Source organism: Methanobrevibacter millerae, from assembly GCF_900103415.1.
Classification (GTDB): domain Archaea; phylum Methanobacteriota; class Methanobacteria; order Methanobacteriales; family Methanobacteriaceae; genus Methanocatella; species Methanocatella millerae.
On sequence record NZ_FMXB01000005.1, the window covers coordinates 106,381 to 130,896 of the forward strand.

Sequence of the window (24,516 nt, forward strand, 5' to 3'; positions counted from 1 at the left end):
TCACCTCTAAATTACAACATTAATGACTCTTTCGATGTTTTCGCTTTTTACTTTTAAAGTAACTTTATTTCTTTGAGTTAAGGAAAATCCAATACCACTTAACTGATTTGGAGAGTTCTCAACTTTTGCAATGGAACCAAGAGCTTCCATTACTCTTTTGTGGTCCATCAATTCTTCCACCAGGAATTCATTGAACCATGGATTTACCCTATCTTCATTAACACAGTCCTTTAACATGAAAAAGACATGTTTGTTTCCAATTGCATTATCGCCCCAGTAGTTTGGGCTGTAACAGATTAGGGAAACCGGAACAAAGGTATTGTAACTTAATCCCCATTCTTTAATGTTGGAAGCCTGATTGTCTAAATAGCTTTTTAAGGTAAAGTTACCGTTTTCGTCTAAAGTTACCGTTGCGACATCAATGTATTCGTCCTGTCTTACTTGGAAAGGATATGCGAAGTTGTAGATTCTTCCATCAAATTCAATCTCGGCTTTAAATCCTCTATCACCGCCACGGTAAGTGTATTGATGTACACGGAATTTGTAATCACCGGGAATCATGCGGCTTTTATCTTTATATCTGATGTTTTCAACAGATGTTTCGCCTTCTACCGGATGGATAATATCTACATCCAGCCATCCGTCAGTTTTTTTACTTCTCATTTGAGAATAATAAATTTCAAAGCCTGTAGGTTCCGTACAGTGTGCATCCAAATCGTTTTTATCCCATTCCTGATCGTTCCACTGAATGGAGAATCTCAAGTCAACGTCAACGTCTCCGCCCATTGCTTTAACTCTCTGTTTCATTAAACTGTCAGCAATGTTGTTTTTATATGCCCAGCTGAATAAGTTATCCCATTTAAACATGCTTGGAGCATCCTTATTGATTGGAGCGATTAAAGATACGAAGTTATTTCCTAAATCATAATTCAAGTATAATTCCACTTCCTGAGCACTAGGCAGAATATTTTCAATGAAATCATTGATTGGAATGTCCTGAACCTTATCGAAGTTTCTAGCTCTGCTTGTTGTTAATCCTCTTAATTTATCGAAGAAACTTTCACTTTCCTGAAGTTGAGGAGTGACATCCCTGTTTGCAAATAAAACATCCCTAACACTTAAATCTCCCATTACTGCAAATCTGCGCGGGATAGAATCTTTAAAACCTAATTCATCGATTTTTTCTTCTGCTCTTTTAAGCATGGATTTTGTGAAAATTGCCTTAGGCCTTTTATAGTTAGTTGGAGCAACGATTCTTTCATAATTGGAAACCGCTTCATCCAACGGTACGCCGAAACTGATTTCCACTAAAAGTGTACCGATACTCTTATTTTTTAATCTAGAAATTAATTGACCAAGTTCAATACTTTTAATCCAGTAAAACTTATCTAAATTATCTTCATCAACACTTTCAACTTCAACCAGGTGATCTCTGAATTTTTCAAGAACATCTTTCCATTCGTTACCTCTATATAAGCTGTTAGTGGAGATAAGTTCTAAGGCAGTGTCAACAGAATCAAGAGAAATTTCCTCAGTTGAAGCTTGCAACACTTCCCTAGTAGTTCTAGCTTCAGCAACATCGCTTCTATATCCGACATGATTTCTTGGAAGCTCAAGGTAAAAGTGATTGTGTCTAACTACACTGCCGTCTTCCAATTGCTCACGATCATATTTATGACCTAATTTTTTTGTATCATGCTTAAACACATCTGTAATTTTACAGCTTTTAATATATTCATCCAACTCTTTAAAGACACCTTCATAATCCTTGTGAGGCTCACATCCGAACAATGTGATTAACTCATATGTGTCTTCATCAATTGCTACCATATTGGCAGCATGTCTGAAAAAACTACGGCAGCTACTGCAATCATGAACCCTGTTTTCACGATAAATAGGGTTGATTTGATTTGGAAGCTTATCCAGGAAAAATTGCCACAGCTCATCTGTGTCGCAATCCACTCTAAATAACTTTCTGGATACCATATTTTTTTCAAAATGGTCATATAAACTATCTCTTGTATATTCAAAGTTCTTATTGATTTTATCACCACCTTTATTTTTTAGTAAATAGTTTACAATTAAATGTATAAATTAAAAAGAATATAAGTGAAATAAAGCTTTTGCTTTCATTAAGACATAGCTATTGAATTATTTAAATAATTTTTTGAATCAAATTCATTTTTTCATTTTTCTAAGCAATAATATCATTAAATAAAGAAATTTTAAAAGTAAATTTAATTAATAGTATTTCTAAAGTTAATATTAACTGGTGATAGTATGGGTTTTGGAGACAGGTTAAAAAAAGCGTTCGGTTCTAATGAAAATAAAAATGGTAGTTCCAGCCGCAATTTCAAATATCTGGACAAACAGATTCATGGAAATGCATCTGAAATCTTTCTGGATTCGGATATAGTATTAGGAAAATCTGAAGAGAGGAAATATTCAACAGGCATTGAACTGGATGTTGACAATATAGTCATAAACGGCAACGGCCACACGATGGATGGAAGGCAAAAGGCACGGATGTTCAAATGCAAGGCCAAAAATGTCACAATCAAAAACATGGTTTTCAAAAACGGATTCAGTGATATCTTTGGATCCGCATTGCTCAACACAGGCGAGCTTAGAATTGAAGATTCAACTTTCGTGGACAATAAAGTCAGCCAGGACATGAACCATCCCGGCGGAGGGGCTGTAATGAGTCAAGGCAAACTTATCATCGTCAACTGCAAATTCCTAAACAACTCATCTAACAAACGTGGAGGGGCAATACACAACATGGGTGAATTAACTATATCCGACTCAGTATTTAAGAATAATACTGCAGAAATCGGAGCTGCAATACGTAATGAAGGCGAAATGACAATGTCAAATTCAAGAATCTGTGAAAATGTATCCCCAAACAACATCATCCACAATTCCCAGTTTGTCGAAATCAAAAACTCCGAATTTTCAAAAAATACCGGCAGAATCATCCACAGCGAACATGACTTTTCCCACTTGAGGGTTTATGACACTGTTTTTTCAAACAACAAATCGGAATTCATCATTACCAACTTTGGAAATGCCTCTCTCTTCAATGGCCAAATCACAGAAAACACAATTGATGATATGATTATTTCAAATTTAAAAACGTTCACGATTGAAAATACACTTTTTGATGCAAATACATTCAACAATAATCCTAAAAATATTGAAAACTATGGTGATTTGACACTGATTGCCCCTAAAATTACAGATGAAGGCAAAACAATCATCAATAGTGAAAACATATTCATCCGGAAACTTTCAGACAATCTGTTGGATAAGATTCAGGGCACTGGCATTGTCGACACCCCAGAAGAATTGATTCCCAAAGAGGAAAAGCATGATTTCGGATATCTCGACAGGATTATCCACCATAACAACTCCAAGGAAATAGTTTTAATGGAAGATGTGGTATTTGAAAAGTATGAAAGGGATTTCTATGAAGGCGGAATCGAATTGGACATCGATGGGCTGGTCATCGACGGGAACGGCAAAACGATTGACGGTGCCGGCGAATCCCGCATATTCTGTGTGACAGGAAAAAACATTCTGCTTAAAAATATTGTCTTTAAAAACGGATTTCAGGAAATCGATTACAGAAATCAAATCAACAATGCAGGAGGATGCTTGAGAGTCAACTATGACTCCAGTCTGACTATCGAGAATTGCCAGTTTTTAGGCAACACTTCCAATAAAGACGGAGGAGCAATATCCAATAAGGGATGGCTGACCGTCAAGGATTCATTTTTGTCAAAAAATATGGCGGAAAAAAAGCACAGCAGCGAAGGTGGAGCCATACATAACTGTGGAGAGCTATCCATCATCAACTGCAAGTTCACCTACAATGATTCAAAATATTTCGGAGGAGCAATTTTCTCAAACGGCTCATTGTCGATTAAAAATTCTGAATTTGCTGGAAACACTTCCTCTAATGATGGAGGGGTAATATACTCTAACGGAAATATGGAGATTGAAAAAACAGAATTCAAAAATAATTCCGCAGAGAGTGGAGGAGCTATTTATTGCAATTCAGGTGATTTAAAAATTATCCTGTCTGAATTTAACGGAAATAAAGTAAAATCTTCTGGGGGAGCATTATGCATTATCAATAGGGATGAAATCGCCAATTTAAAGATTGATGCTTGTGAATTCTTCACTAACTCTGCGGGTGGCGGTGGTGCAATATACAATTTCAGCCAACTCAACATTAACGACTCTACATTCAAGTTTAATCGTGCAAAACGTGATGGAGGGGCAATCAAAAGTTCTAGCATGATATTGACATTATCTGATTCCACATTCATATTTAACGAAGCACCGAATGGTGGAGCAATTTATTGCCAGCATAGAAAATATCTGGATGTGGAAAACTGCGAATTTGAAGATAATAGGAATAAGGACATCCACTATTTCAGTAAGATTATTGACATTTAACAAAATAAGGATTGCATGACCATTGATTCGGATTGATTCAACAGGTATGCATATTAATTTAAAATATTTTACTAAAAAAAGGTTGTAGAATGAAAGTGACTAACACTTTCATCCTAAATAGTGTTCAGCACTGAAAGGCTCTGGAGAAATGCCTTTCCTTTGGCGGATTTGTTTTACAACATTGTCCTGCAAATTGCGAGGCAAGGTTTTAAATCCTTTAATTTCAGTTGAAAACAATCCTTTACCTCCAGTTGCAGATCTGATATCGGCTGCAAATCCAAACATTTCAGCGACCGGAACTTCAAATTCCATTTCACTGACATCATCAAAGATTTCCTGACCAATCATCATTCCACGCCTGTTTTGGACATTATTGGCACAGGCACCAATATACTCAAGCGGAGCTGATATTAAAACTTTTTGAATAGGTTCTACCAAACATGGATTTGCAAGCATGATAGAACCTTTAATGGCATTCTTAATCGCGGGAATGACTTGTGCCGGGCCTCTGTGAACTGCATCTTCGTGAAGTTTAGCATCGACTAATTTGAATTTCAGTCCGGTTACTTCTTCTGAAGCCAAAGGTCCTTCTTTAAGGGCTTCTTCAAAACCTTCAAGCAACAGTGTTTTTACTTCATCCAGGTATTGGATACCGCGAGTCATGTTTAAAAACATGGACTTGTTGCATATGTCCCAGACACGTCTTGCCTCTTCCTTATCCATACCGAATTCAATGAATTTATTTGCCATTTCCTTGGATTTGACTTCTCCTTCTTTTAAGTCCTTTGCATTCAATGCTTTTAAGATACCTTCATCCAATGGCTCTACCTCAATGTAGAATCTGTTGTGTTTGTTTGGGGACTTGCCTTCAACAGGACCTGCATTACCTAAAACGCTTTCCCTGTAAACAACAATAGGTTCTGAGGTAATGACTTCTAATTTTTTATCGTTTTTTATCCTGTTAATTATTACATCCAAGTGAAGTTCACCCATACCGGAAATTAATTGTTCGCCGGTTTTTTCATTAATATTGACCTTAATGGTTGGATCTACTTTTCCAACATTCCTTAAAACATCAATCAATTTAGGCAAATCCTTTATGTTTTTAGGTTCAATAGCTACTGTTACAACAGGTTCTGAAATATGGTCTATTGGCTCAAATTCATCTATTTTATCACTGGCCAAACATAATGTTTCACCAGCAGTTGGATTTTTAATACCTGTAATAAATGCAATGTTTCCTGCCGGAACTTTTTCAGTATCAATGGTATTCGGACCGACAAAGACACCGACACGTTGAATACGGGATTTTGCTTTAGCTCCAACGAGATAAATTTCTCCACCTTTTTGCAATGTGCCTCCATAAACTCTGCATGTTGAAACAAAACCCGCATGATCACTTTCAGCCACATTTGTAATCATTGCACCAAGAGGGCCTTTTGCAGAGGTATTGATTAATGCCTGACCTACAGGTGATTCGATATCTCCATTCCATATTTTTGGAACTCTGTATGCCTGTGCAACATCCGGAGAAGGAAGATGTTCAATTACCATATTAATCAAAACATCATATAAAGGCAAACGCTTAGCTAATTCATTGGATTTACCTTGGATACAATATTCAACAATATCGCTAAATTTAATGCCTGTTTCCTGCATTGTAGGAACATTGATAGCCCAATTTTGATAAGCGGAACCGAATGCGACACTTCCGTCGTTTACATCCAGCTGCCAATCTTGATTATCCGGAGATAACTTTTTAATCAGGTTGTTGACATCCATAAAGATTTTTAAAAATCTTTCCTTTAGCTCTTCATCACTGAACCTTAACTCATTGATTAGTCTATCGACTTTGTTAATGAAAAGTACAGGTTTTACATTTTCCTTTAAAGCCTGTCTAAGTACAGTTTCTGTCTGCGGTTTAATACCGTCTACAGCACATACAACAACGACTGCACCGTCAACAGCTCTCATTGCACGGGTAACATCCCCGCCAAAGTCAACATGTCCTGGAGTATCAATTAAGTTAATTAAATAATCTTCACCATTGTACTTCTGAACCATAGAAGCATTTGCAGCATCAATAATAATTTCACGATCTTTTTCATCTGATTTACTGTCCATTATCCTTTGTTCGCCCGCCAGATCTTTTGAAATAAATCCTGCTGCCGCCATTAAATTATCAGACAAAGTAGTTTTTCCATGATCAATATGGGCACAGATACAAATGTTTCTAATTTTTTTAGGTCCATACATCAATTCTTTTATTTTTGCAGTAATTTTTTCTTTTCTTGTCATGAAATAACTCCCTTTAATTAATTAACGTATGAAAGCCGAGAGTTAAAATAAAAAAATAATGCATTAATCTGGTTTATCTAAAAAAAGCCTGCATCAATCACGAAGCTGAAGTTAGATTCGACTTTCATACAAATGAAATCTGATTCTAAATCTTCGAGCCCCATGATTAACACCTCCCCAATAATATTTCTAATTATCGTTATGTTTAAAATAGTATATAAATTTTATAAAGTTTTTACTTTACACTTAAAAAAAATAGAGAAAGTAATAAAAATTACTTTCGAATCTATTTTTTGTCTGTCACTTCAAGGCATAAACCTGCAGCAACAGTTTGTCCCATGTCACGAACAGCAAATCTGCCCATTTGTGGGATCTCAGTTGTATTTTCAATGCACATTGGTTTAGTAGGTTTAACTTTAACGATAGCTGCATCTCCAGTTTTTAAGAAGTCCGGATTTTCTTGTTCAACTTCTCCAGTGGATGGGTTTAACTTTTGAATTAATTCTACGAAAGTACATGCAACTTGAGAAGTGTGGCAGTGGAATACAGGAGTGTATCCTACAGTAATTACACCCGGGTGTTGTAAAACAACAATTTGTGCTTTGAATTCTTTTGCAACAGCAGGAGCATCGTTTACATGACCTGCAACATCTCCTCTCATGATATCGTTTTTACCTACGCCTCTTACGTTGAATCCGATGTTGTCACCAGGTTCAGCAGCTTCATATTGTTCGTGGTGCATTTCAATGGAAGTGACTTTACCGGAAACGCCGGCAGGTTCAAAGATAACGTCTTCATTGATCTTCATGACACCAGTTTCTACTCTTCCAACAGGCACTGTTCCCACTCCAGTAATGGAGTAAACATCTTGAATAGGAATTCTTAATGGTAAGTCAGTTGGTTTTTCAGGAGCAGATAAGCTATCAAATGCGTCAATTAATGTATTACCTTTGTACCATGGAGTGTTTTCAGAAATCTCCTTGATGTTATCTCCTTCAAATGCAGATAATGGAATGAAATCAACATCATCAGGATTGAAACCTACGTTTTGAATTAATCTAGATACTTCATCTTTTACTTCATCAAATTTTTCTTGAGAATAATCGACTAAATCAATTTTGTTGATAGCTACGATTAACTGGTTAATGCCTAAAGTTCTGGATAAGAATACGTGTTCTTTTGTTTGAGGCATTACCCCATCGTTAGCCGCAACAACTAACACAGCAGCGTCTGCTTGGGAAGCACCAGTGATCATGTTTTTAACAAAGTCTCTGTGTCCAGGACAGTCTACTACAGTGTAATCGTATTTTTTAGTGGAAAATTTTTGATGTGCTAAATCTATGGTAATTCCACCATCTTGTTCGGCTTTTAACGTATCGAAAACTTTTCTGAATCTTTCTTCGCCGTTTCCGAATTTCTTTTCCGGAATTGCACCAGCTTTTAACAATACATGTCCAGCTAAAGTGGATTTTCCATGGTCAACGTGTCCAACAAATGCTAAATTAATATGTTCTTTTTCTTTTACCAATGTAGTAACCTCCTTTTAATCAATTATAAATGCCATACTACCTGACATTCAAAACAAAGTAAACAGTTATTTACTTTAAACAGAGTCTTTATATCTAATGAAAACATTAACAATATAAAACTCCTAAACAAAGATGATTCCTTTCAAGAAATAATCTTCAATTAATAAGTTTAATTTATAATAGATATAAATCAGATAAAGCAAAAGCTTTATCCGGGAATTATTCCTTTCAAGAAAAAACCTTTAATGATAATTTTACTTTGAGTTTATATAAATCAATGAAAGAAAAAGCTTTATCCAGAACAAATTCCCTTAAAAATTACTTCTTACAGCAATTACCAAAATGGAAAAAATAAGAAAATCTATATTCGAGTCAAGAGAAAGCATTAATATCTTAGTAAAAAGTATTCTCACATGTTTAGAAGCAATTACTTTTTTCATAAACATCACCCGGTTTATTGTCTTTGAAGGTACAAATTTTGGATTCATATTTTTTGATTTTATATATATTGCTCCACATAGATTTGTGCTGTGTTGTTGTATAGTGTGGATTCAGTTATTGTCATCTCCCTTGACCCAGTGTTGTTTATTATCCCCCAGAACCTTCTTGTACGATTTTCCGGTTAATTTAAGCAGGATTTTTGGAGAATACTCAAAAAAACAAGCACTAATCTAGTTTCATGGGATAAATTAAATGACGATATCAAAAGTGACAACAAACTCACTTTGAAAACCTTCAAGATATTTAAGGAATCACACATCCAGTTAAATATAGCTAAAAGCCTATATAGTTAAGCCGTGCACAAAATGAATATTTATTGATACATCAATGATATTAAGATAGCTTAATTTAAAATAATGTTTTTTATTACGAGCGTTAATATAATTAACCGTTGAATCGATTATTCACCCATTAATTTCCCTGTGAAAAACCAGATATCATTCGACGGCAAAATCCGGCTCGTTTTTCTTTTGATGTGAATACCAAACGGTGTTTTCAATCAGGCATTGCTTAGCCAGATAGATTATCTGCTCTTCGCGCTCCTCCCGGGTTTTTTTAATTTCGAATTCGATTTTCTGATAGAGCAGGTACATTCTCATATGCTCTTCAACCTTACTGGATAAGGACATTTTTCCATAGTAGTTTGAAAGAAATATTGTAATTGCCGTAGCGGTTCCCACACCGATTTTCAAGCCTGCACGAATCCAGTGAGGAGTTTCCAAATCAAAAGGAGCGTACATTATCATAGTAATTTCAAAAACCAGCGCCATAACGTAAAAGGCAATTGTTGCAATCAGTGAAATTCTTTCATAAAACTTGTTTTTCTCTTCCTGCCTTAATGCCTTTTTGTGTGCTTCGGCATGATAGTTCATCTGATCTCTAATCCAGATGTCCAGAATAGGCTCTTTTTTACCTGTGTCTAGCGTGGGCAAATCAGACAGGACGTCCTTAATCAGAGGAATCCGTATTTCAGTAAACCACGGCAAAATATCAATTACCTGCTTTTTGATGCCTGCCTTTGAAATGAAATATTGAACTCGGAGCGATTCGGCAAGCATTCGGTATTCCAGATATTTTTCATGAGTTTTCTCATCATCAGGATGACTATAAACATAATACAGCAATAAGACAAGTGCAGTAACCACAAAAATCAGCCAATGCTGCTCTGCAGCTTCATAAAGAAGAAAGAAAAATACTATTAAAGGTGCGATAATGGAAATGTTGCGAATTCTTTCATGATGAATTTCAGCGTATTTTATGCTTAAAACATCAGCGGCACCAAATAACTTATCAATTTCAATTAATGCGGGCTCGGCAATGTCCTCTTCAATATGGGTTAAACTTTCGCATTCTTTGCTTTCCTCATCAAAATCCTTTTTGAAAATCATTGTCTCATTTTTACCAAATTAATATAAAAATCATCTGATTTTCTCACCAGATGAATCCCATGATTAATTTTTTGAGCTTTTGATTTATTATCTTTTGTGTTTCATCTGATTTTGAAAAATGAAAAGTAGGAAAAATTAAAAACACTAAAAAAATATTCAAAAAAGAAAAAAAGCCAATGAAATCTAAACGATTCCCTGTGAGTTCATAGTATCATCTCAAAAATCAGCCTAAAACAGATGCGAAATTCAACCAGGATTTAGTTTCTCCAAATCAATATTTTATTTATGATATATATCGCCACGACTACAACAACAACTACCACTCCATAAAACAGAGCCTTATGCAGCAAATTATATTGAATTAAGCCGATTAAAAGGGCAAAAATAAAAGCAAAAATAAAAACTCCCATTATAAGAAATTCACCGAAATCAAATATAGTAACACCTCCACAATAAGGAAATATTGAAGCTAGTAGAAACTAGCTCCAATTTCAGTGGTTGCATCATTTAACTCTTTTGTCTTGACAGTAATTTGAACAACGTCCTCATCACTGACAGCCTGTTTTAACTCAACAATCAGGTTTTCGATTCTGTCTATGTCAGATGGCGGAATCTGGTCCCTGAATTCGGGATCAAAAATGAATTTTTCAGCAGCGTAAATGGCTGAGTCCGCATCGTTTCTAAGCTGAGCTAGCCTGTATTTTTTCTCATCCTGTTCAGCATATTCATTTGCTTCTTTAATAGCCCTTTCGATTTCTGAATCGGACATTTTCATTGATGCATCAATGATGATAGATTGATTTACACCAGTTGAGAGTTCTTTTGCAGTTACGTTTAAGATACCATCAGCATCGATTTCATAGGTAATCTCAATTTGAGGCACTCCCCTTGGAGCTGGAGGAATTCCGTTTAGTAAAAATGAACCCAACTGTGAATTGTCATCAGCCATCTTACGTTCACCCTGAACAACATTTACATTAACGCCCGTTTGATTGTCATGGACTGTTGAATAGATTTCACTTTTCTTAACTGGAATGGCAGTGTTTCTTGGAATGATAACTGACGTGGACCCATCGGCCACTTCAGTACCTAAAGATAGAGGAGTTACATCAACAAGAATCAGATCTCCGATTACGCCGTCGATTACACCTGCCTGGATTGCAGCGCCCTGCGCAACGCATTCCATAGGATCGATTCCCCTTTCAACTTTTTTAGCCAAGTATAATTCAACGTATTCCTGAACTATTGGCATTCTTGTAGGTCCTCCGACAAGGATTACTTTGTCAATGTCTTCTGAAGTCATTACAGCGTCATCCAATGCTCTTTGAATTGTTTCACCACCCCTTTTTACAATTTCCTCAACGAGAGTTTCCAATTTGGAACGGTTGATTGTAGTAATGAGGTTCAATGCCTGACCGTCGCTGTCCATTGCAATGAACGGCAGATTGATTTCCGTTTCAACAGTATTGGATAATTCGATTTTAGCTCTTTCCGCTGCTTCTTCCAGTCTCATATCGGCTTGCGGATCATCCAATAAGTTAACTCCATGTTCCTGCTCAAACTCGTCGGCCAAGTATTTTTTTAAGGCGAAATCCATGTCCTTTCCACCGAGCTGGGTGTTTCCGCTGGTTGCGCGAACTTCGAAAATCTCATCTCCAAATTCCATAATCGTTACATCCAATGTTCCTCCACCCATATCAAATACCAGAATGTTGATGTGTTCATCTGAATTCTTATTTAAGCCGTAAGCAAGGCTTGCCGCTGTCGGTTCGTTCAAAAGTCTTAATACGTCAAGACCTGCAATTTTTCCAGCGTCCTTTGTTGCTGTTCTTTGATTGTCGTCAAAGTATGCTGGTACGGTAATTACCGCTTTTGAAATTTCTTCACCAAGAAACGCTTCCGTGTCCCTTTTGATTTTCTGCAAGATAAATGCTGAGATTTGCTGTGGAGTATATTCCTTTCCCTGAATTTCAACAGTATAATCTGATCCCATTTTTCTTTTAATCGCTTTGATTGTATTTTCAGGATTTGTAATAGCCTGTTTTTTTGCAGGCTCTCCTACGAGCAAATCACCATCTTCAGTAAATGCAACATAACTTGGAAATGCCTTTCCATAAACTGTTGCCCCTTCTGCACTTGGAACGATAGTTGCTTTACCGTCAATGTATACGCAAGCTGCAGAGTTACTTGTTCCCAAATCGATTCCGATAATTCTTTCGTTTTCACTCATTTTATCCACTCCCAAACTATTATAATTTTCTCAAGTAAAGACTGTTTAACAGGTATTGTATATCTTCGTTGCCACCTTTCACTTCCAAATATTTATTAAAATAATAAATTGCTTCATCTATAAAGTTCAAATAATGAAAACTTAAATCATAAGCTATGCAAGCTTTGTTTAATAAGTATACCTCCTTATTTTTAAAATATCTGAATTTATCTTCAATGTTATTGCAATATTTAAATGCCAAAAGTTTATAATCCGGAGACTTGAATTTGGACAATAATGTCGCATAATAAAATTTAATGTTATATATGTTGTAATAATCCGCAGGACAATTTTCTAAAGCAATATCCAGAAATACAAATGCATCAGAGTAATTTTTACCAACGATAGCTTTTTTAGCTTGGTTGAAATTATCATTGGCCACATTAATGCTGTTTGATACATTAATCTGAAATTGGGCATTGCCCTCCGCATAATTCAAATTTCTGCTGCACAATTTAGGCATGTTTTTTGCTTCCATCACATTAACGAAACGATTAAATCCGCTGATACCGCGAATCACACCATTATCTGCTTTGTGATCATCAATATATCTGAACAAACCGGTTTTTTCATACAAAGGAACATTAATCTCATCATCCAAATCCACGAACGGATCATAGCCTAAAATTGAAATTACGCTTTGCTTGATTTTTTCCTCATCCTCCAGTTCAAACATCCTAATGATATCCTCATCATTCAATCCCAGGCTCTGTTTGATAATCTCTTTTGTAAGATAATCCTTATGCAAATCTTTCAAACAATACATATGGAATAATAATTCCTCATAGGGCATTGTGCGAAGCAATGTTTCGATTTTCTCATTATCCAGATCATATGAAGCCAATTCTTTTCTAAAGCCTTCGATATTTAAAGTCCTTTTACGTCTGAACAGTTCATTTTCCCTCTGCTTAAAGATCAAGCCAAACTCGTAATTGCTGCGGACATTGGAAAAGTCCTCGTTATCCAGCTCATTAAAGTATTTGAAATATTTTCTGGCACTTTCCTCTTCGCCATATTCCTTTAGAATAATTGCAAGATAATACCAGCAATTTGCATTATCATTATCAAGCTTGACTGCTTTTACAAGTGAATTGAATGCATCAACCCACTCATTAAGACCGATTAAAGAAATTGCACGGCCGAACAATGATTCAAAATGATTTTCATCCATCGTCAATACCAAATCAAAGCAGTCCAGCGCTTCCTGATAATTGCCCAGCTTGTTTAAAACCTGGCCTATATCCTTTCTGATATCAAACGGACATCCCTTTTCATCAATTGCCATTTCATAATAATTCAGGGCATCCTCAAACCTGCCTTGCTGTTCCAGTTCCCTTGCATATTCGATTAATCTTGACATAATTAACTCCCAATATCTGCAAATATTTTTTTGAATTGATTTAATTCACCATAAGAGAAATTAATCTTAACATTAATAAGAGTCTCCTTTAAAATGGAATTAATCATATTAAACTTTTCCTCGTCACCTAATTTCACATCACTTTTAAATTCACAACCTTTTTTCATAAGTATAACGCGATCAGAGCAAAACTGCATTTTAATTTCTTTTGATACTTCATCTGTAAAAAATCCGTCCAGGATATAAATGATATCGCCAGCCAGACCGTTGCCAAGTTCAACCGCTTCCTTTACCCTCTTCAAATCCAAATCTTTTTTAATTCTTAAAATATTATTAAATGATTCGTAATTGTTTAAATGCATATAATAACATTCGACCGTATGGGCGCAATATTCATTCATCAAAAGCCAATAAACGTTACTTGTAAGGCTATACCACCCAAAAGCTTCAATAGTATCAGTATTCTGGGACTCGTAAACGTACATTATAACATTTTTGAAAATTTCAAAGAGCAAATGATGAGCCAATTCATGAATCATGGATCCGATTTGGACCGTTTTGCATGAATTGGAATCTATGGCCGCTCTTTTGAATCCGTATGCACCGACAACCCTTCTTGGATTATTGCTTGAATTTGGAATGAAATCCAGGTCAATGAATCTTTCGGACAATCCTTTAACTTTCAGATAGATATCCTCATGTGAAGAGTCATTACTGCACACATCTTCTTTGATTGAATCCAAAATTCCGATATAAACCATTTTATTTGGTTTTCTATCGGACAATAAGCGGATATTTTTACTGCTTGTCAAAACAAGCATATTGTCAATTTTATTTGGATAAGCGGCCAGTGCCAAATCACCATCCTGCAAATCAATGAAATTTTCAATATTTTCTTTTAACTTAATATATTCGCCTTTGCGATCTATAGATATTGCATTTCTGCAAGCCTCCAATGCATTTTGATAATCCAAAAGACCAATGGATACCTTGGCCTTCAAATACCATGCATATGGAGAGTCTCGGTTAATATGAATAGCATTTGAAATTGATTCATCAGCCTTTTTAAAGGATTTTTCAGCGAGGAATTCCTCGCATCTTTTAATTTCTGTTGAAAAATTTCCGCTATTCATAATGATATTTAACTATTAAAAAGTACTTAAATCAGCTAAAGCTTTTACTTTCATTAACTTTTAACGGAATTAACCTTATCATTTACATCATTGTAGAAACCATCATCAACTGAATCAGGATCAAGCTTTAATGCCTCATCACATTTTTTTAAGGCAAGCACATAATATCCCAGATAATAAAGACAATATGCGCTACCCACAATTGGAGTAGCATCTTTTGAATCAATTTTTGAAGCCTTATTGAAGCAAATCTTAGCCTCTTTAATTTTATAATCCTTAATGAGCCTAAAACCTTCATCGCACAACCTGACAACTTCAGGAATACTTTCATGAGATTTTAAGACTTCACCGCAATTGGCGCAAACTGCATCACACTCATCAACAAGCCTTCCGCAATTTTCACATTTCTCATATAAATCATAATCCCTAAAGTCAAACTCGCAAAAAGGACAGATTACCATGAACGGATTAATTTCACGGCCGCAATAAGGACACATCTTTGAATCGACATTATCTGAATGACTGAAGTGAGAGGCATTTCGGGAGTGATAATCGTTATTTGATTTGACGGCCAAAAGCAACCGGTTATAAAATTCATCTGGAACGGCACCCAAATCAATTTCACGTGCCATATCACAGATTTCAAGAGCCTTTGAGTAATTGCACCTGTTAAAATAACATTTTGCCTTTCCAAAAAGCGCATCAACATTATTTTCGTCTCTGGCCAGAATATCATCATAGACCTTTTCACCGGAAATGAAATCTCCATTACTTAAAAAATCGTTGGCCTTATTTAACTGCTCTTGAACACCCATTATTTCACCTCACGAGCCTTTGCCTTCACCTTTCTATAAAAACTGCGGTCAATGGATTCAATGTCCATATTAATGGCTTTTTTACACTCTTTAAATGCTAAAACATAATATCCCAAATGATACAAACAGTATGCATTGCCAACAACGGGATTTACATCCTTTGAATCAATCTTTAAAGCCTTATTGAAGCATACCTTTGCATCCTTGATTTTATAGTCATCGATGTAGCTGAAGCCTTCATCACATAAATCCGTGACTTCCCTTAAAGATTCATGATCATAATATGCATCATCCACATCAATGCCCATCAGTTCATCAAAATACTTTAAAAAATCTGGAGCTATTTCGAACCTGTCAATATCATATACCAATTGATGAGCGTGAGTTTTTTTACCTAAACTGTAAAAACAATAAGCTTGGCAAACCAAAGCTTCAATATTATCGCTTTGAATTGATAACGCCCTATCAAAAAATAATTTGGCCTTGTTAAACTCTTTTTTATTAATCAGGTTAGTGCCTGATTTTAAGATAGAAGGAATTTTGCTTTCTTCAGATGCTTTAGTTGGAGTCTTTTTAACTGTATTCTTTGCCCTGAAAGAGACTGCATTGTAAAATTCATCAGGAACTACATCACTGTCAATGCTTCTGGCTTTTTCAGCCATTTCCAAAGCGGCTTTGAAGTCACCCATAGCATCCAAACATAATGCTTTTGCAAAAATGACATTTGCAGAATCGGGATTTTGTTCAAGCAACTCGTCAATAAGTTCCATCGCTCCTTTAAAATCCCTTTTTTCAATAAGATTATTCACTTGAAACAGTAAAAGCAATTCACCCAAATCCATTACATTCACCTCCCTATATAAAAATATTTTTAGGATATTATATAAGTCAATGAAAGCAATTTATTTCGTTTCCAACTTAAAGATTTTCCAAACGCTTTAAGGCGAAATTGCAAACGCTCATATTATCATCATCTCTAGAAATATCTTCCAAAACGGATTTATCAGATATCATATTAATCGCCTGCATTCTAAAGCATAATGCATAATCGTTTTGAGCAATCCTGGCCAGATAAGATTCATCGGAAATGCCCTCGATTAAAAAATATTTGTAAGCTTCACTTAAATCATCCCTATTGAACTGCTCAAATAGGAATTCATCATCATTTAAGCTTTTATTTTTAACTGCAGCTTCAAGAACACCCATGCCACTTCCTTTTTGAATAAGATCCTTTAAAACATCTTCATCGCTGATGTAATAGGCTGCGAACTTACGGGCAATATAATCGGAATCGTTATATGCAATATCGATTAATTTCTCTTCGTCATCAATTCCTTTAATATATTCTTCAACTTTGCTTGTTGAATCAAAATACCATTCAGGCTTTTGCACATTTTCACAGTATTTGAACATGTCAATCATGTTAACATTACTTTTAATATTCCAACCATTTAGAGCTTCACAGTCTCTTAATGAATAACAGTCCCTGAACATTTCATACAGATTTTCAACATTATCCGGCTTCCAGTTAGCTAATTGCGAAATGTCAGCTAGAGATCTGCATTCATGAAACATGGATTCCATTTTTTTCACATTGCTAACGTCCCACGATTCCAAACCGTTTAGCCCGGCCAGATTAGAGCAGATGCAAAATATTGCATGCATATTTTCCACATTACTGACATTCCATGACTTTAAAGGAGATAAATCTGTTAAAGAAATACAATTTTGAAATACAGCCATCATATCTGTCACATTTGACACGTCAAAAGACTTGAGAAAGGAAATGTCAGACAGCAGTGAACAGTTCATGAACATGCAATCCATCTTTTTGATATTGGAAAAATTCCATGAGTCAAATCCAAAAACGTATTCCAGGGAATGACAATCACAAAACATGCTGGATACATCTTTAACTTCATGGGTTATTCCCTTAACGATAGCTGACTTGAGAGATTCAAGATTGGCATATTCATGAGCAACATGCATGCGATCAGACAAGTCTTCGCTGACATATAAAACATCCTTTTTATCTTCAATATCACTCCATCTGGTCAGATTGGTTCCGTCTTTCAGGATAATGAGGACACTTAAATCCCCCAAATCATAAATGCTTGAAGTTGTGGTATTCAGCTCTTCAAATTCCTTAAAATATTTATCCCGTATATCATCATCGATGTCGGGATTGATGATTTGTTCAAATTTGGATTCCAAAAAGCCTATAAAAGGATTTTCCTGCCTTCGAATATGTATTTTAATGTTATTAATTAGTTTAACCAGTTCATTATAATCTTCATTATCCGTTAGGGATGAATAAATGGGATTTGAGTTAAAACTTTCCTCAAGCTGAGCGATAAACTCTTTTGCATAATCTATCGTACTTTCATATAGAACATTTCCTCCGGCGGAGATATCAGAAGAAAATTTAACCGTAGTCTCCTTTCCTTCAAGGTCAATAGTTACATATTGGCTTTCACCGCTTTCAAAATACTTGAGTAAAGCTTCCAGTAAATTAAATGGTAAAAAATCCGGTTCCGAAAACATTTTTAATCCTCCAAATAATCATCCAAATTTATGTTTCTAAGGCTCAATACGCATTTACAATCAGCATATAATTTTTCATAGCTATCATCATCACCGGGAGATTGCTCTTTCAGGCCTTCCAAAAGCTCAATGATTTTTTCTTCTGAAAGATGTGGGAAATTTACGGTGATATACGCCAGGGACATGTTTAAATCGCCAGGAAAATTTTGCCTCCATTCATTTACCAAATCCTTGATTGAATCGTATACGTCATCTTTTTCTTCATCCGCATTTGCGAAATTATTTGTAAAGTCGATGTAATGCTGGGCATATTCATCTGAAGTCAATTTTTCTTCGTCTTCATCATCCTTGGAATTTGCGAAAATCATGCCGACCAATGCGACCGCCATGAACCATGAGGACAATTCCTCGTCAATCGGATCGTATTGCGTAAGTCTCCTTCTGTATTCCTCCTGCGTGAAATCCTCCAGAATCACTCTTACAAGTTCATCACCATATATGCTCCCCATCAACAATGCCGCACCAACCAAATTGGCATCTTCAGGGAATTTGTCAGCCCATAAAGCAAACAGCAATGACATCATTAGGCGATTGCCCTTGGTATCCTCTTCTTCCAGCATTTCTTCAAAGTAATCCTTGAACTTTCTTGCAAAATCATCATATCCTTCCGGAAACTTACTTTCAGAGGATTCCTCATTTGATTCTATTACAAACATCTCGGTTTCACCCTCAAGGACATTGCCATCATCATTAACTGATGGTGATTCATCAACAATATCTCCCTCATCGAGTGGAGAGTCGATTAAATCCAATTTTCCCTTATTGACAATGATTTTTCCATCGCTGGCACTGTTGTCTTCAAATTTGGAGTTTGAAATCATTAGTTTTGAGGATTCTGTTGCATCAAATACTCCTGCAGTGTTATCTGCATGGTTAGTGATAAATTCCGAATTATCTATATCAATTTCACCCATCGTATGAACCACACCGCCATCGCGTTTAGCGTGATTGTCCTTAAACAGTACCGCATCCATTTTAACTTTGGAGTCCGGCAGGATAATCATTGCCCCGCCACTTACATCACAGCTGTTTTCAACGAATTGAACGTTATTAATATCCAATTTTCCATTGTTGTAGATTGCTCCTCCAAATCCCTGAGCTTGCTCGGGCAGGAGCTCGCCCGGACAATCGACATCCGAACTGACAGTATTTCTGGTGAATTTAGTCTCTTCAATCAGCAGTTCAGATACATAAGTTGCAGCTATTGCGCCGCCGACACCACCTGAAGAATTGTTTGTAAATTCACAACCTTTAATAGTCATTTTTTCATCATTGGCAATTGCTCCTCCCAATTCAGAGGCAATATTATCCATAAATTTGCAATTTTCGAATGTTACCTCCCCGATGTTTGATACTGCACCGCCCATGTTTGAAAATGCATTTTTAAATACCACATTTTTAATTAAAACATTTTTCCCGTCGATTTTGAATATTGAAGCTTTATTATCGGCATCAATGTAATGATTATTTCCATCTAAAACCAGATCATCAACATCTATTTTAATTCCATCGGCATAATCGCCTGCCTCGTCATCATCAAGACGAACATTTGAATTTAAGACAATATTCTTCTCCGAGTGGATTAAATCATCCAGATATTTGAAATTTTTACCTAAATCCACATGCATTTCAATAACGGATTCAAAAATGCCATGCAGTTCATCAAATGAGCCTTTATCTACCGCACTTTCCTTATCTATGCGGTCAAACTCGATGTCATCAGCATCCAAATCCAAAACGTTTACAATAACATCAGCCATAAGGAAATTTGCATCATATGAACAGATTTTTCTCCAAATATCTACAAATTCAATCATTTCGTTATGCAATCTGTCCTGCTCGCTGAATTCAGCCCCATTGAATTTAGGGAAGTATTTAAGAAATTCCCTTGCCAATTCATGTTCCGTCAGCTCGAGCACCCAACCCATATCACTTGTCAGGTAGCGGATCTTATCGCTTTCAACATTGAAATCATAGCTTTCGCCTTCGGGGATGTATATTTCTGAAAAGCGTCCACTAATCTGTGAATTCTTAAAATCACAGCTTTTGATTACGGACAAACAGTTTAAAACGACATCAGCATTATTGAAAGTTGAATCCTTTAAAACTGCATTTCCACTTGTTCCTGCCTCAATTGAAGCGTTTGCAGCTGCATTTAAAAAGTTACAGTCATTTACAATCAATGAGCTTTCAATTGCCCTGATGTCATCGGCTTCCTTGCCTGCAAGATTGGAATTGAAAGTGGAATTGCTTACTGTCAGGGAACTGTCATCGTCATCAAATACTGCTCCGGCCCATTCCTTTGCGATGTTTTTTGTAAAATGACAATCATCAATGCTTGCTTCACAATAGCTGAGGGAAACGGCCCCTCCGCGATGCGCCAGACAATTATTGAATGAACAGTTTTCAAACCTTAAATTTGAATCGAATGCATAAACTGCTCCGCCGCCTGCCAAAAGCTCAATAAAAGCCATTCCATCACCACCAACAGACCTGAATGATCCGTTTTTAAAATTAATGTTTTTAAATGTGACCCTTTTATTTTCGATTTTGAAAATGCGTGACTTTTCATTGGCATCAATCATATGGCCGCATCCGTCAATGATTACATCATTTTTGATTTCAATACCTTCAACGTAAAGTGATTCTTCCGCATTGGACAGACAAATGTCGGAAGTTAATTTTACCTCGTCTTTACCTGAATTAACCAAATCATCCAGATATTTGAAATCTTTTTTTCCATTAAACAAATTAGATATTCTGTTTTGAAAATCCATATTATCACCTACTAAACCATTTGGGGACTTTCTTTAGATTAGGACAATCATCAAAGAAATTCCGTCTTGATAAATAACCAACATTCCAGTCATCTATAGCAGAAGCGTCTTTTAAAGACCTGCAACCTACAAACATTCCATAATCATTATTGCTAGTGGCAAAAGTCCATTTTTCCAGTCCGTTTAAATCAACCAAGCTTCTGCAGCCGCAAAACATCCACCTGCTGCTTTTAACACCTGAAACATTCCAACCTTTCAAAGCGGACAAGTCCCTTAAGCTCCAGCAGGCAAAAAACATGTGATTCATATCAGATACATTGGAAACATCCCAGTTTCTTAAAAAAGATATGTCAGACAGGCTTCTGCAGCTATTAAACATTATTTCCATGTTATTAACGCAAGCAACAACCCAATTCATAAGGCCTGAGAAATCCTCCAGACTTTTGCAGCCTAAAAACATGGCACGCATAGATTTTACTCCGGAAACATCCCATTTATCCAGGCCATGAATTGCCTTTAGGGATTCGCATGAATGAAACATCGCTTCCATATCAGTTACTTTGGATGTGACATCAGCCGTTACAATCGCCTTAAGGGATTTAAAAGATGAATATTTTCTGGACAAATCACTATATGAAGACAGATTCTCGCTTACATAGATTACATCATCCTTATTTTTGACATCGTACCAGTGAGTCAAATTCCTTCCATCCTTTAGGATAATCAATACGTCCAAATCACCCAGATCGTAAATGCTGTCTGTGGTTGTGTTTAATTTTTCGAATTCCTTTAAATATTTATTTGAATCTCCAGTGCTGTATTTATTTTTTAAATATTCAACATAAACCTTAGAATGTGTTTTTGCAGACATTATTACCTCCAACATTATCATTTTAATAGAAAGTTTAACTATAATGCTATATAACTAATAGAAAGCATTCACTTTAGGTTACTTTTGATTATGGCGAATTATACAAAACTTCACTTATATGGCATGGCTACCCCATTCGCATACATTATAGCCGTCACCGTCAATGGCCACATAATAGAGCTTGTCAAATCCTTCATCATAGCTTGGAAACTCCAGTTTTGCATAAGTTGCCCTGACACCAACATCGGGGATTCTGGCCTTGCCTTCACGTTTGGAATTTCTTGAAAGGCATTCTCCAATTGAGGATTTGAAATAATAACCGTGAATTTCGTAATCCTCATCCTTTAGAATGTCAAAGTATCTCTGCCTGTCGGCTATTGTGGGATTTGTATTGTCAACGACAAAGGAATCTCCGTTTTCAATGCATTTATCCAATAGCGTTTTTTCCCTGCTTCTCCTCTTTAACGTGTCCAGGTTAACATGGACATAATCGGAGAAATATCTGCGGTAAAAAGTTGATTTTCCGCTTGCCTGAATCCCTATAAATATCACAGCTATTTTTCGCTCGCCGATTCAAATCACTCCTATCTTTTAATATGTTCCAATCTCTTGCTCGCCAGATCACGAATTTTTGGACTTTTATGATGTCCCCTTATATACTCCAAATATGATTCATGCTGTATAATGTTTAATGCCTGAATGACTATTTCTTCATTTGGATATGAAAAGACAATTGAGGTGTAAATGCTGTCTCCCGGAGAAATATTGCCCACTACCCAAACGCCGCAGATACCATCATCACCAAGATCACCATCATTTGGAACATATTTTCTTGTAGGGCCTATCGGCACTTCCAGAAGCTCCATTAATCGTTCATCGTCTTCAATCTCGGCTGCAATCACCAGTTTCTTTTTCATACCCAATTTTTCACCGTACAATAACTCGGCCAACGACTCCCTGTCGGCTTTGTGTATTGCAGCGGAATAAACATGTTCGGATTCTGACTCCTTTATTATTCTCAATAGCTTTGAATTGTCATTGATTCTATCGCAAGCAGATTTGGCCGTCCAATCTGTTTTTGTATATGGAGATACATTATATGCAGGATTTTCAAGGGCAAATTCAAGCAAAACATCTTCATATTTCGCAGCATCGCAGTTGTCTACAAAATTATTGCCCGCCAAATGCCTCACCCAGTCATCGCTATCATTTAAAATCAAATCAAGCAATATCTCATCATCATCAATGTGCTCGGCAACATATAATCTTAAAAATTTATCTTCATCATATGCCAAATCTTTGAAAATTCCCTTATCTTCAATGTTTTCCAGTGCTTGATTTCTGATTTTAGTATTCAAATCCTGATTTTTTGCTATTTCAATCAATCTATCCGGATTCTTAATTTTTTTAACATCTTCAACAGTCAAATTATTCATGTGATAAGTTTAATTTTAATCTTATATAAATTAATGAAATGCATTGATTTATAAAAAATCGCCAAGGTTAAAGAAAAAACTTTATATTATTTATAAGCCATTCAAGATAGAGTAAAATAATAATTAATTATTAAAGAGGAGTTAAAGATGTCATGCCATGAATATTATACCTGTAAAAACTGCGGCTTTAGCTATATGGATGTGAACTATTATTTCTGCTTAAGGATGATACAGGCGTTATAGAAAAGTATGAAAGTCTATTTTCAACTATGAACTATTCGCTTGGATCCATTTTACGAGGCATTGTCATCCAGCATTACTGTAAAAACTGCGATAAGACAGTTTCTGTTTATCGGACAGGACCCAGCGCAAGCATTTTTTCAAAAGAAGGATGCATTGATTTTTTAAAGGATTACCTTCCAAAAAAACAGGAAAAAATGCTTAAAACATCAGTCATATTTTACAATCTTGTTGAATTGGTTGAATCCTATGCAAGCCTAAAGGTGTTGAATAACTATCTGGAGAATCATGACGAGGATATCTATTATAAAATAGACTTTAACGATTATTTAAGTGAAAAGTCCTTTGAATCAATGGATTTTAATATTAACGATTACGTTAAAGAGAAAAGCAGTGAAACTTTCAGAAGCGAAGATTATAATCCATATGATTTATTTAATGGGGACTTAAATAACCTTGATTCAGATAATCTGGATTTAAAATCGCTTCAAAATGACCTGTCCAATCATTTGAATGAACTTTCTGCCAACAATTTGAACCGGGACAAATTCTATTTCGACATTTCCCAAAGGTTCCGTAATTTGAGTGAAGAGATAATGAAATTCGAAAAGGAAATCCTCTGCATCAATTATCAAGGCGATGATTTTAACATTACTTTAGATGGAGAAAAAATTGATGAAGGAGTCTGTCCGCAATGCGGTGAAGAGTTTTATGTCATAAGTCCGGATAACCCCTGCCCCCAATGCGGAAAAAATGAAATAGAGTTTAATAGAGTATTTTTTGATTAAATCGATGAAAATCATAAATCAATTCCAAATTTAATCATTTTTT

16 protein-coding genes are annotated in these 24,516 nt (G+C 35.8%); 2 read left to right on the forward strand and 14 right to left on the reverse strand.

All coding sequences use genetic code 11. The features are described 5' to 3' along the window. Positions 1 to 6: 6 nt before the first annotated feature. A complete protein-coding gene (locus F3G70_RS04250; RefSeq protein WP_223166004.1) occupies positions 7 to 1,962 on the reverse strand; it encodes a hypothetical protein in 1,956 nt (651 codons plus the stop codon). 318 nt (positions 1,963 to 2,280) lie between these two features. On the opposite strand from F3G70_RS04250, the gene F3G70_RS04255 reads away from it, so the two are divergent. Beyond that, positions 2,281 to 4,464: a right-handed parallel beta-helix repeat-containing protein gene (locus tag F3G70_RS04255; RefSeq protein WP_149731460.1), complete on the forward strand. Its 2,184-nt coding sequence runs from the start codon at positions 2,281 to 2,283 to the stop codon at positions 4,462 to 4,464. A 108-nt stretch (positions 4,465 to 4,572) separates the two neighbouring features. On the opposite strand, the gene F3G70_RS04260 is transcribed toward F3G70_RS04255, so the two are convergent. From F3G70_RS04260 to F3G70_RS04320, 13 genes are all read right to left on the reverse strand, one after another. Further along, a complete protein-coding gene (locus tag F3G70_RS04260; protein ID WP_149731461.1) occupies positions 4,573 to 6,762 on the reverse strand; it encodes an elongation factor EF-2 in 2,190 nt (729 codons plus the stop codon). Between the two features lie 286 nt (positions 6,763 to 7,048). After that, complete coding sequence (gene tuf, locus F3G70_RS04265; protein ID WP_149731462.1) at positions 7,049 to 8,290, reverse strand: translation elongation factor EF-1 subunit alpha; 1,242 nt, start codon at positions 8,288 to 8,290, stop codon at positions 7,049 to 7,051. 939 nt (positions 8,291 to 9,229) lie between these two features. Then, complete coding sequence (locus F3G70_RS04270) at positions 9,230 to 10,180, reverse strand: hypothetical protein (protein WP_149731463.1); 951 nt, start codon at positions 10,178 to 10,180, stop codon at positions 9,230 to 9,232. Positions 10,181 to 10,649: 469 nt separating this feature from the next. Then, positions 10,650 to 12,410, reverse strand: coding sequence for a molecular chaperone DnaK (dnaK, locus tag F3G70_RS04275; protein WP_149731464.1), 1,761 nt, complete (start codon positions 12,408 to 12,410; stop codon positions 10,650 to 10,652). 19 nt (positions 12,411 to 12,429) lie between these two features. Then, positions 12,430 to 13,809 (reverse strand): tetratricopeptide repeat protein, encoded by a 1,380-nt coding sequence (locus F3G70_RS04280; protein ID WP_149731465.1) that lies wholly within the window; start codon positions 13,807 to 13,809, stop codon positions 12,430 to 12,432. Between the two features lie 2 nt (positions 13,810 to 13,811). Further along, the gene (locus F3G70_RS04285; RefSeq protein WP_149731466.1) at positions 13,812 to 14,942 is read right to left on the reverse strand and encodes a hypothetical protein; all 1,131 of its coding nucleotides are present in this window, start codon (positions 14,940 to 14,942) and stop codon (positions 13,812 to 13,814) included. A gap of 53 nt (positions 14,943 to 14,995) precedes the next feature. After that, positions 14,996 to 15,757 carry a tetratricopeptide repeat protein gene (locus F3G70_RS04290; RefSeq protein ID WP_149731467.1) on the reverse strand — a complete coding sequence of 254 codons (762 nt, stop codon included), beginning with the start codon at positions 15,755 to 15,757 and terminating at the stop codon, positions 14,996 to 14,998. Then, on the reverse strand, positions 15,757 to 16,599 hold the full coding sequence (locus F3G70_RS04295; protein ID WP_149731468.1) for a tetratricopeptide repeat protein: 843 nt from the start codon (positions 16,597 to 16,599) through the stop codon (positions 15,757 to 15,759). Before F3G70_RS04295 ends, F3G70_RS04290 begins: the two co-directional genes overlap by 1 nt. 76 nt (positions 16,600 to 16,675) lie before the next feature. After that, on the reverse strand, positions 16,676 to 18,301 hold the full coding sequence (locus F3G70_RS04300; RefSeq protein ID WP_149731469.1) for a BspA family leucine-rich repeat surface protein: 1,626 nt from the start codon (positions 18,299 to 18,301) through the stop codon (positions 16,676 to 16,678). A gap of 2 nt (positions 18,302 to 18,303) precedes the next feature. Continuing rightward, positions 18,304 to 21,138, reverse strand: a complete 2,835-nt coding sequence (locus F3G70_RS04305; protein ID WP_149731470.1) for a right-handed parallel beta-helix repeat-containing protein — start codon at positions 21,136 to 21,138, stop codon at positions 18,304 to 18,306. 4 nt (positions 21,139 to 21,142) lie between these two features. Next, the gene (locus F3G70_RS04310; protein WP_188118076.1) at positions 21,143 to 22,009 is read right to left on the reverse strand and encodes a BspA family leucine-rich repeat surface protein; all 867 of its coding nucleotides are present in this window, start codon (positions 22,007 to 22,009) and stop codon (positions 21,143 to 21,145) included. A 114-nt stretch (positions 22,010 to 22,123) separates the two neighbouring features. Next, positions 22,124 to 22,561: an ATP-binding protein gene (locus F3G70_RS04315; RefSeq protein WP_223166005.1), complete on the reverse strand. Its 438-nt coding sequence runs from the start codon at positions 22,559 to 22,561 to the stop codon at positions 22,124 to 22,126. Between the two features lie 32 nt (positions 22,562 to 22,593). Then, positions 22,594 to 23,445, reverse strand: coding sequence for a hypothetical protein (locus tag F3G70_RS04320; RefSeq protein ID WP_149731473.1), 852 nt, complete (start codon positions 23,443 to 23,445; stop codon positions 22,594 to 22,596). 269 nt (positions 23,446 to 23,714) lie between these two features. Between F3G70_RS04320 and F3G70_RS04325 the strand changes: the two genes are divergently transcribed. Continuing rightward, positions 23,715 to 24,473, forward strand: a complete 759-nt coding sequence (locus F3G70_RS04325) for a hypothetical protein (RefSeq protein WP_149731474.1) — start codon at positions 23,715 to 23,717, stop codon at positions 24,471 to 24,473. Positions 24,474 to 24,516 lie beyond the last annotated feature (43 nt).

What these genes read in the sequence shown, in the direction of transcription:
- F3G70_RS04255 (WP_149731460.1), top strand. Translation starts at nt 2,281, where the DNA reads ATGGGTTTTGGAGACAGGTTAAAAAAAGCGTTCGGTTCTAATGAAAAT.
- F3G70_RS04260 (WP_149731461.1), bottom strand. Translation starts at nt 6,762, where the DNA reads ATGACAAGAAAAGAAAAAATTACTGCAAAAATAAAAGAATTGATGTAT.
- F3G70_RS04270 (WP_149731463.1), bottom strand. Translation starts at nt 10,180, where the DNA reads ATGATTTTCAAAAAGGATTTTGATGAGGAAAGCAAAGAATGCGAAAGT.
- dnaK (WP_149731464.1), bottom strand. Translation starts at nt 12,410, where the DNA reads ATGAGTGAAAACGAAAGAATTATCGGAATCGATTTGGGAACAAGTAAC.
- F3G70_RS04280 (WP_149731465.1), bottom strand. Translation starts at nt 13,809, where the DNA reads ATGTCAAGATTAATCGAATATGCAAGGGAACTGGAACAGCAAGGCAGG.
- F3G70_RS04285 (WP_149731466.1), bottom strand. Translation starts at nt 14,942, where the DNA reads ATGAATAGCGGAAATTTTTCAACAGAAATTAAAAGATGCGAGGAATTC.
- F3G70_RS04290 (WP_149731467.1), bottom strand. Translation starts at nt 15,757, where the DNA reads ATGGGTGTTCAAGAGCAGTTAAATAAGGCCAACGATTTTTTAAGTAAT.
- F3G70_RS04295 (WP_149731468.1), bottom strand. Translation starts at nt 16,599, where the DNA reads ATGGATTTGGGTGAATTGCTTTTACTGTTTCAAGTGAATAATCTTATT.
- F3G70_RS04300 (WP_149731469.1), bottom strand. Translation starts at nt 18,301, where the DNA reads ATGTTTTCGGAACCGGATTTTTTACCATTTAATTTACTGGAAGCTTTA.
- F3G70_RS04305 (WP_149731470.1), bottom strand. Translation starts at nt 21,138, where the DNA reads ATGGATTTTCAAAACAGAATATCTAATTTGTTTAATGGAAAAAAAGAT.
- F3G70_RS04310 (WP_188118076.1), bottom strand. Translation starts at nt 22,009, where the DNA reads ATGTCTGCAAAAACACATTCTAAGGTTTATGTTGAATATTTAAAAAAT.
- F3G70_RS04320 (WP_149731473.1), bottom strand. Translation starts at nt 23,445, where the DNA reads ATGAATAATTTGACTGTTGAAGATGTTAAAAAAATTAAGAATCCGGAT.
- F3G70_RS04325 (WP_149731474.1), top strand. Translation starts at nt 23,715, where the DNA reads ATGAACTATTCGCTTGGATCCATTTTACGAGGCATTGTCATCCAGCAT.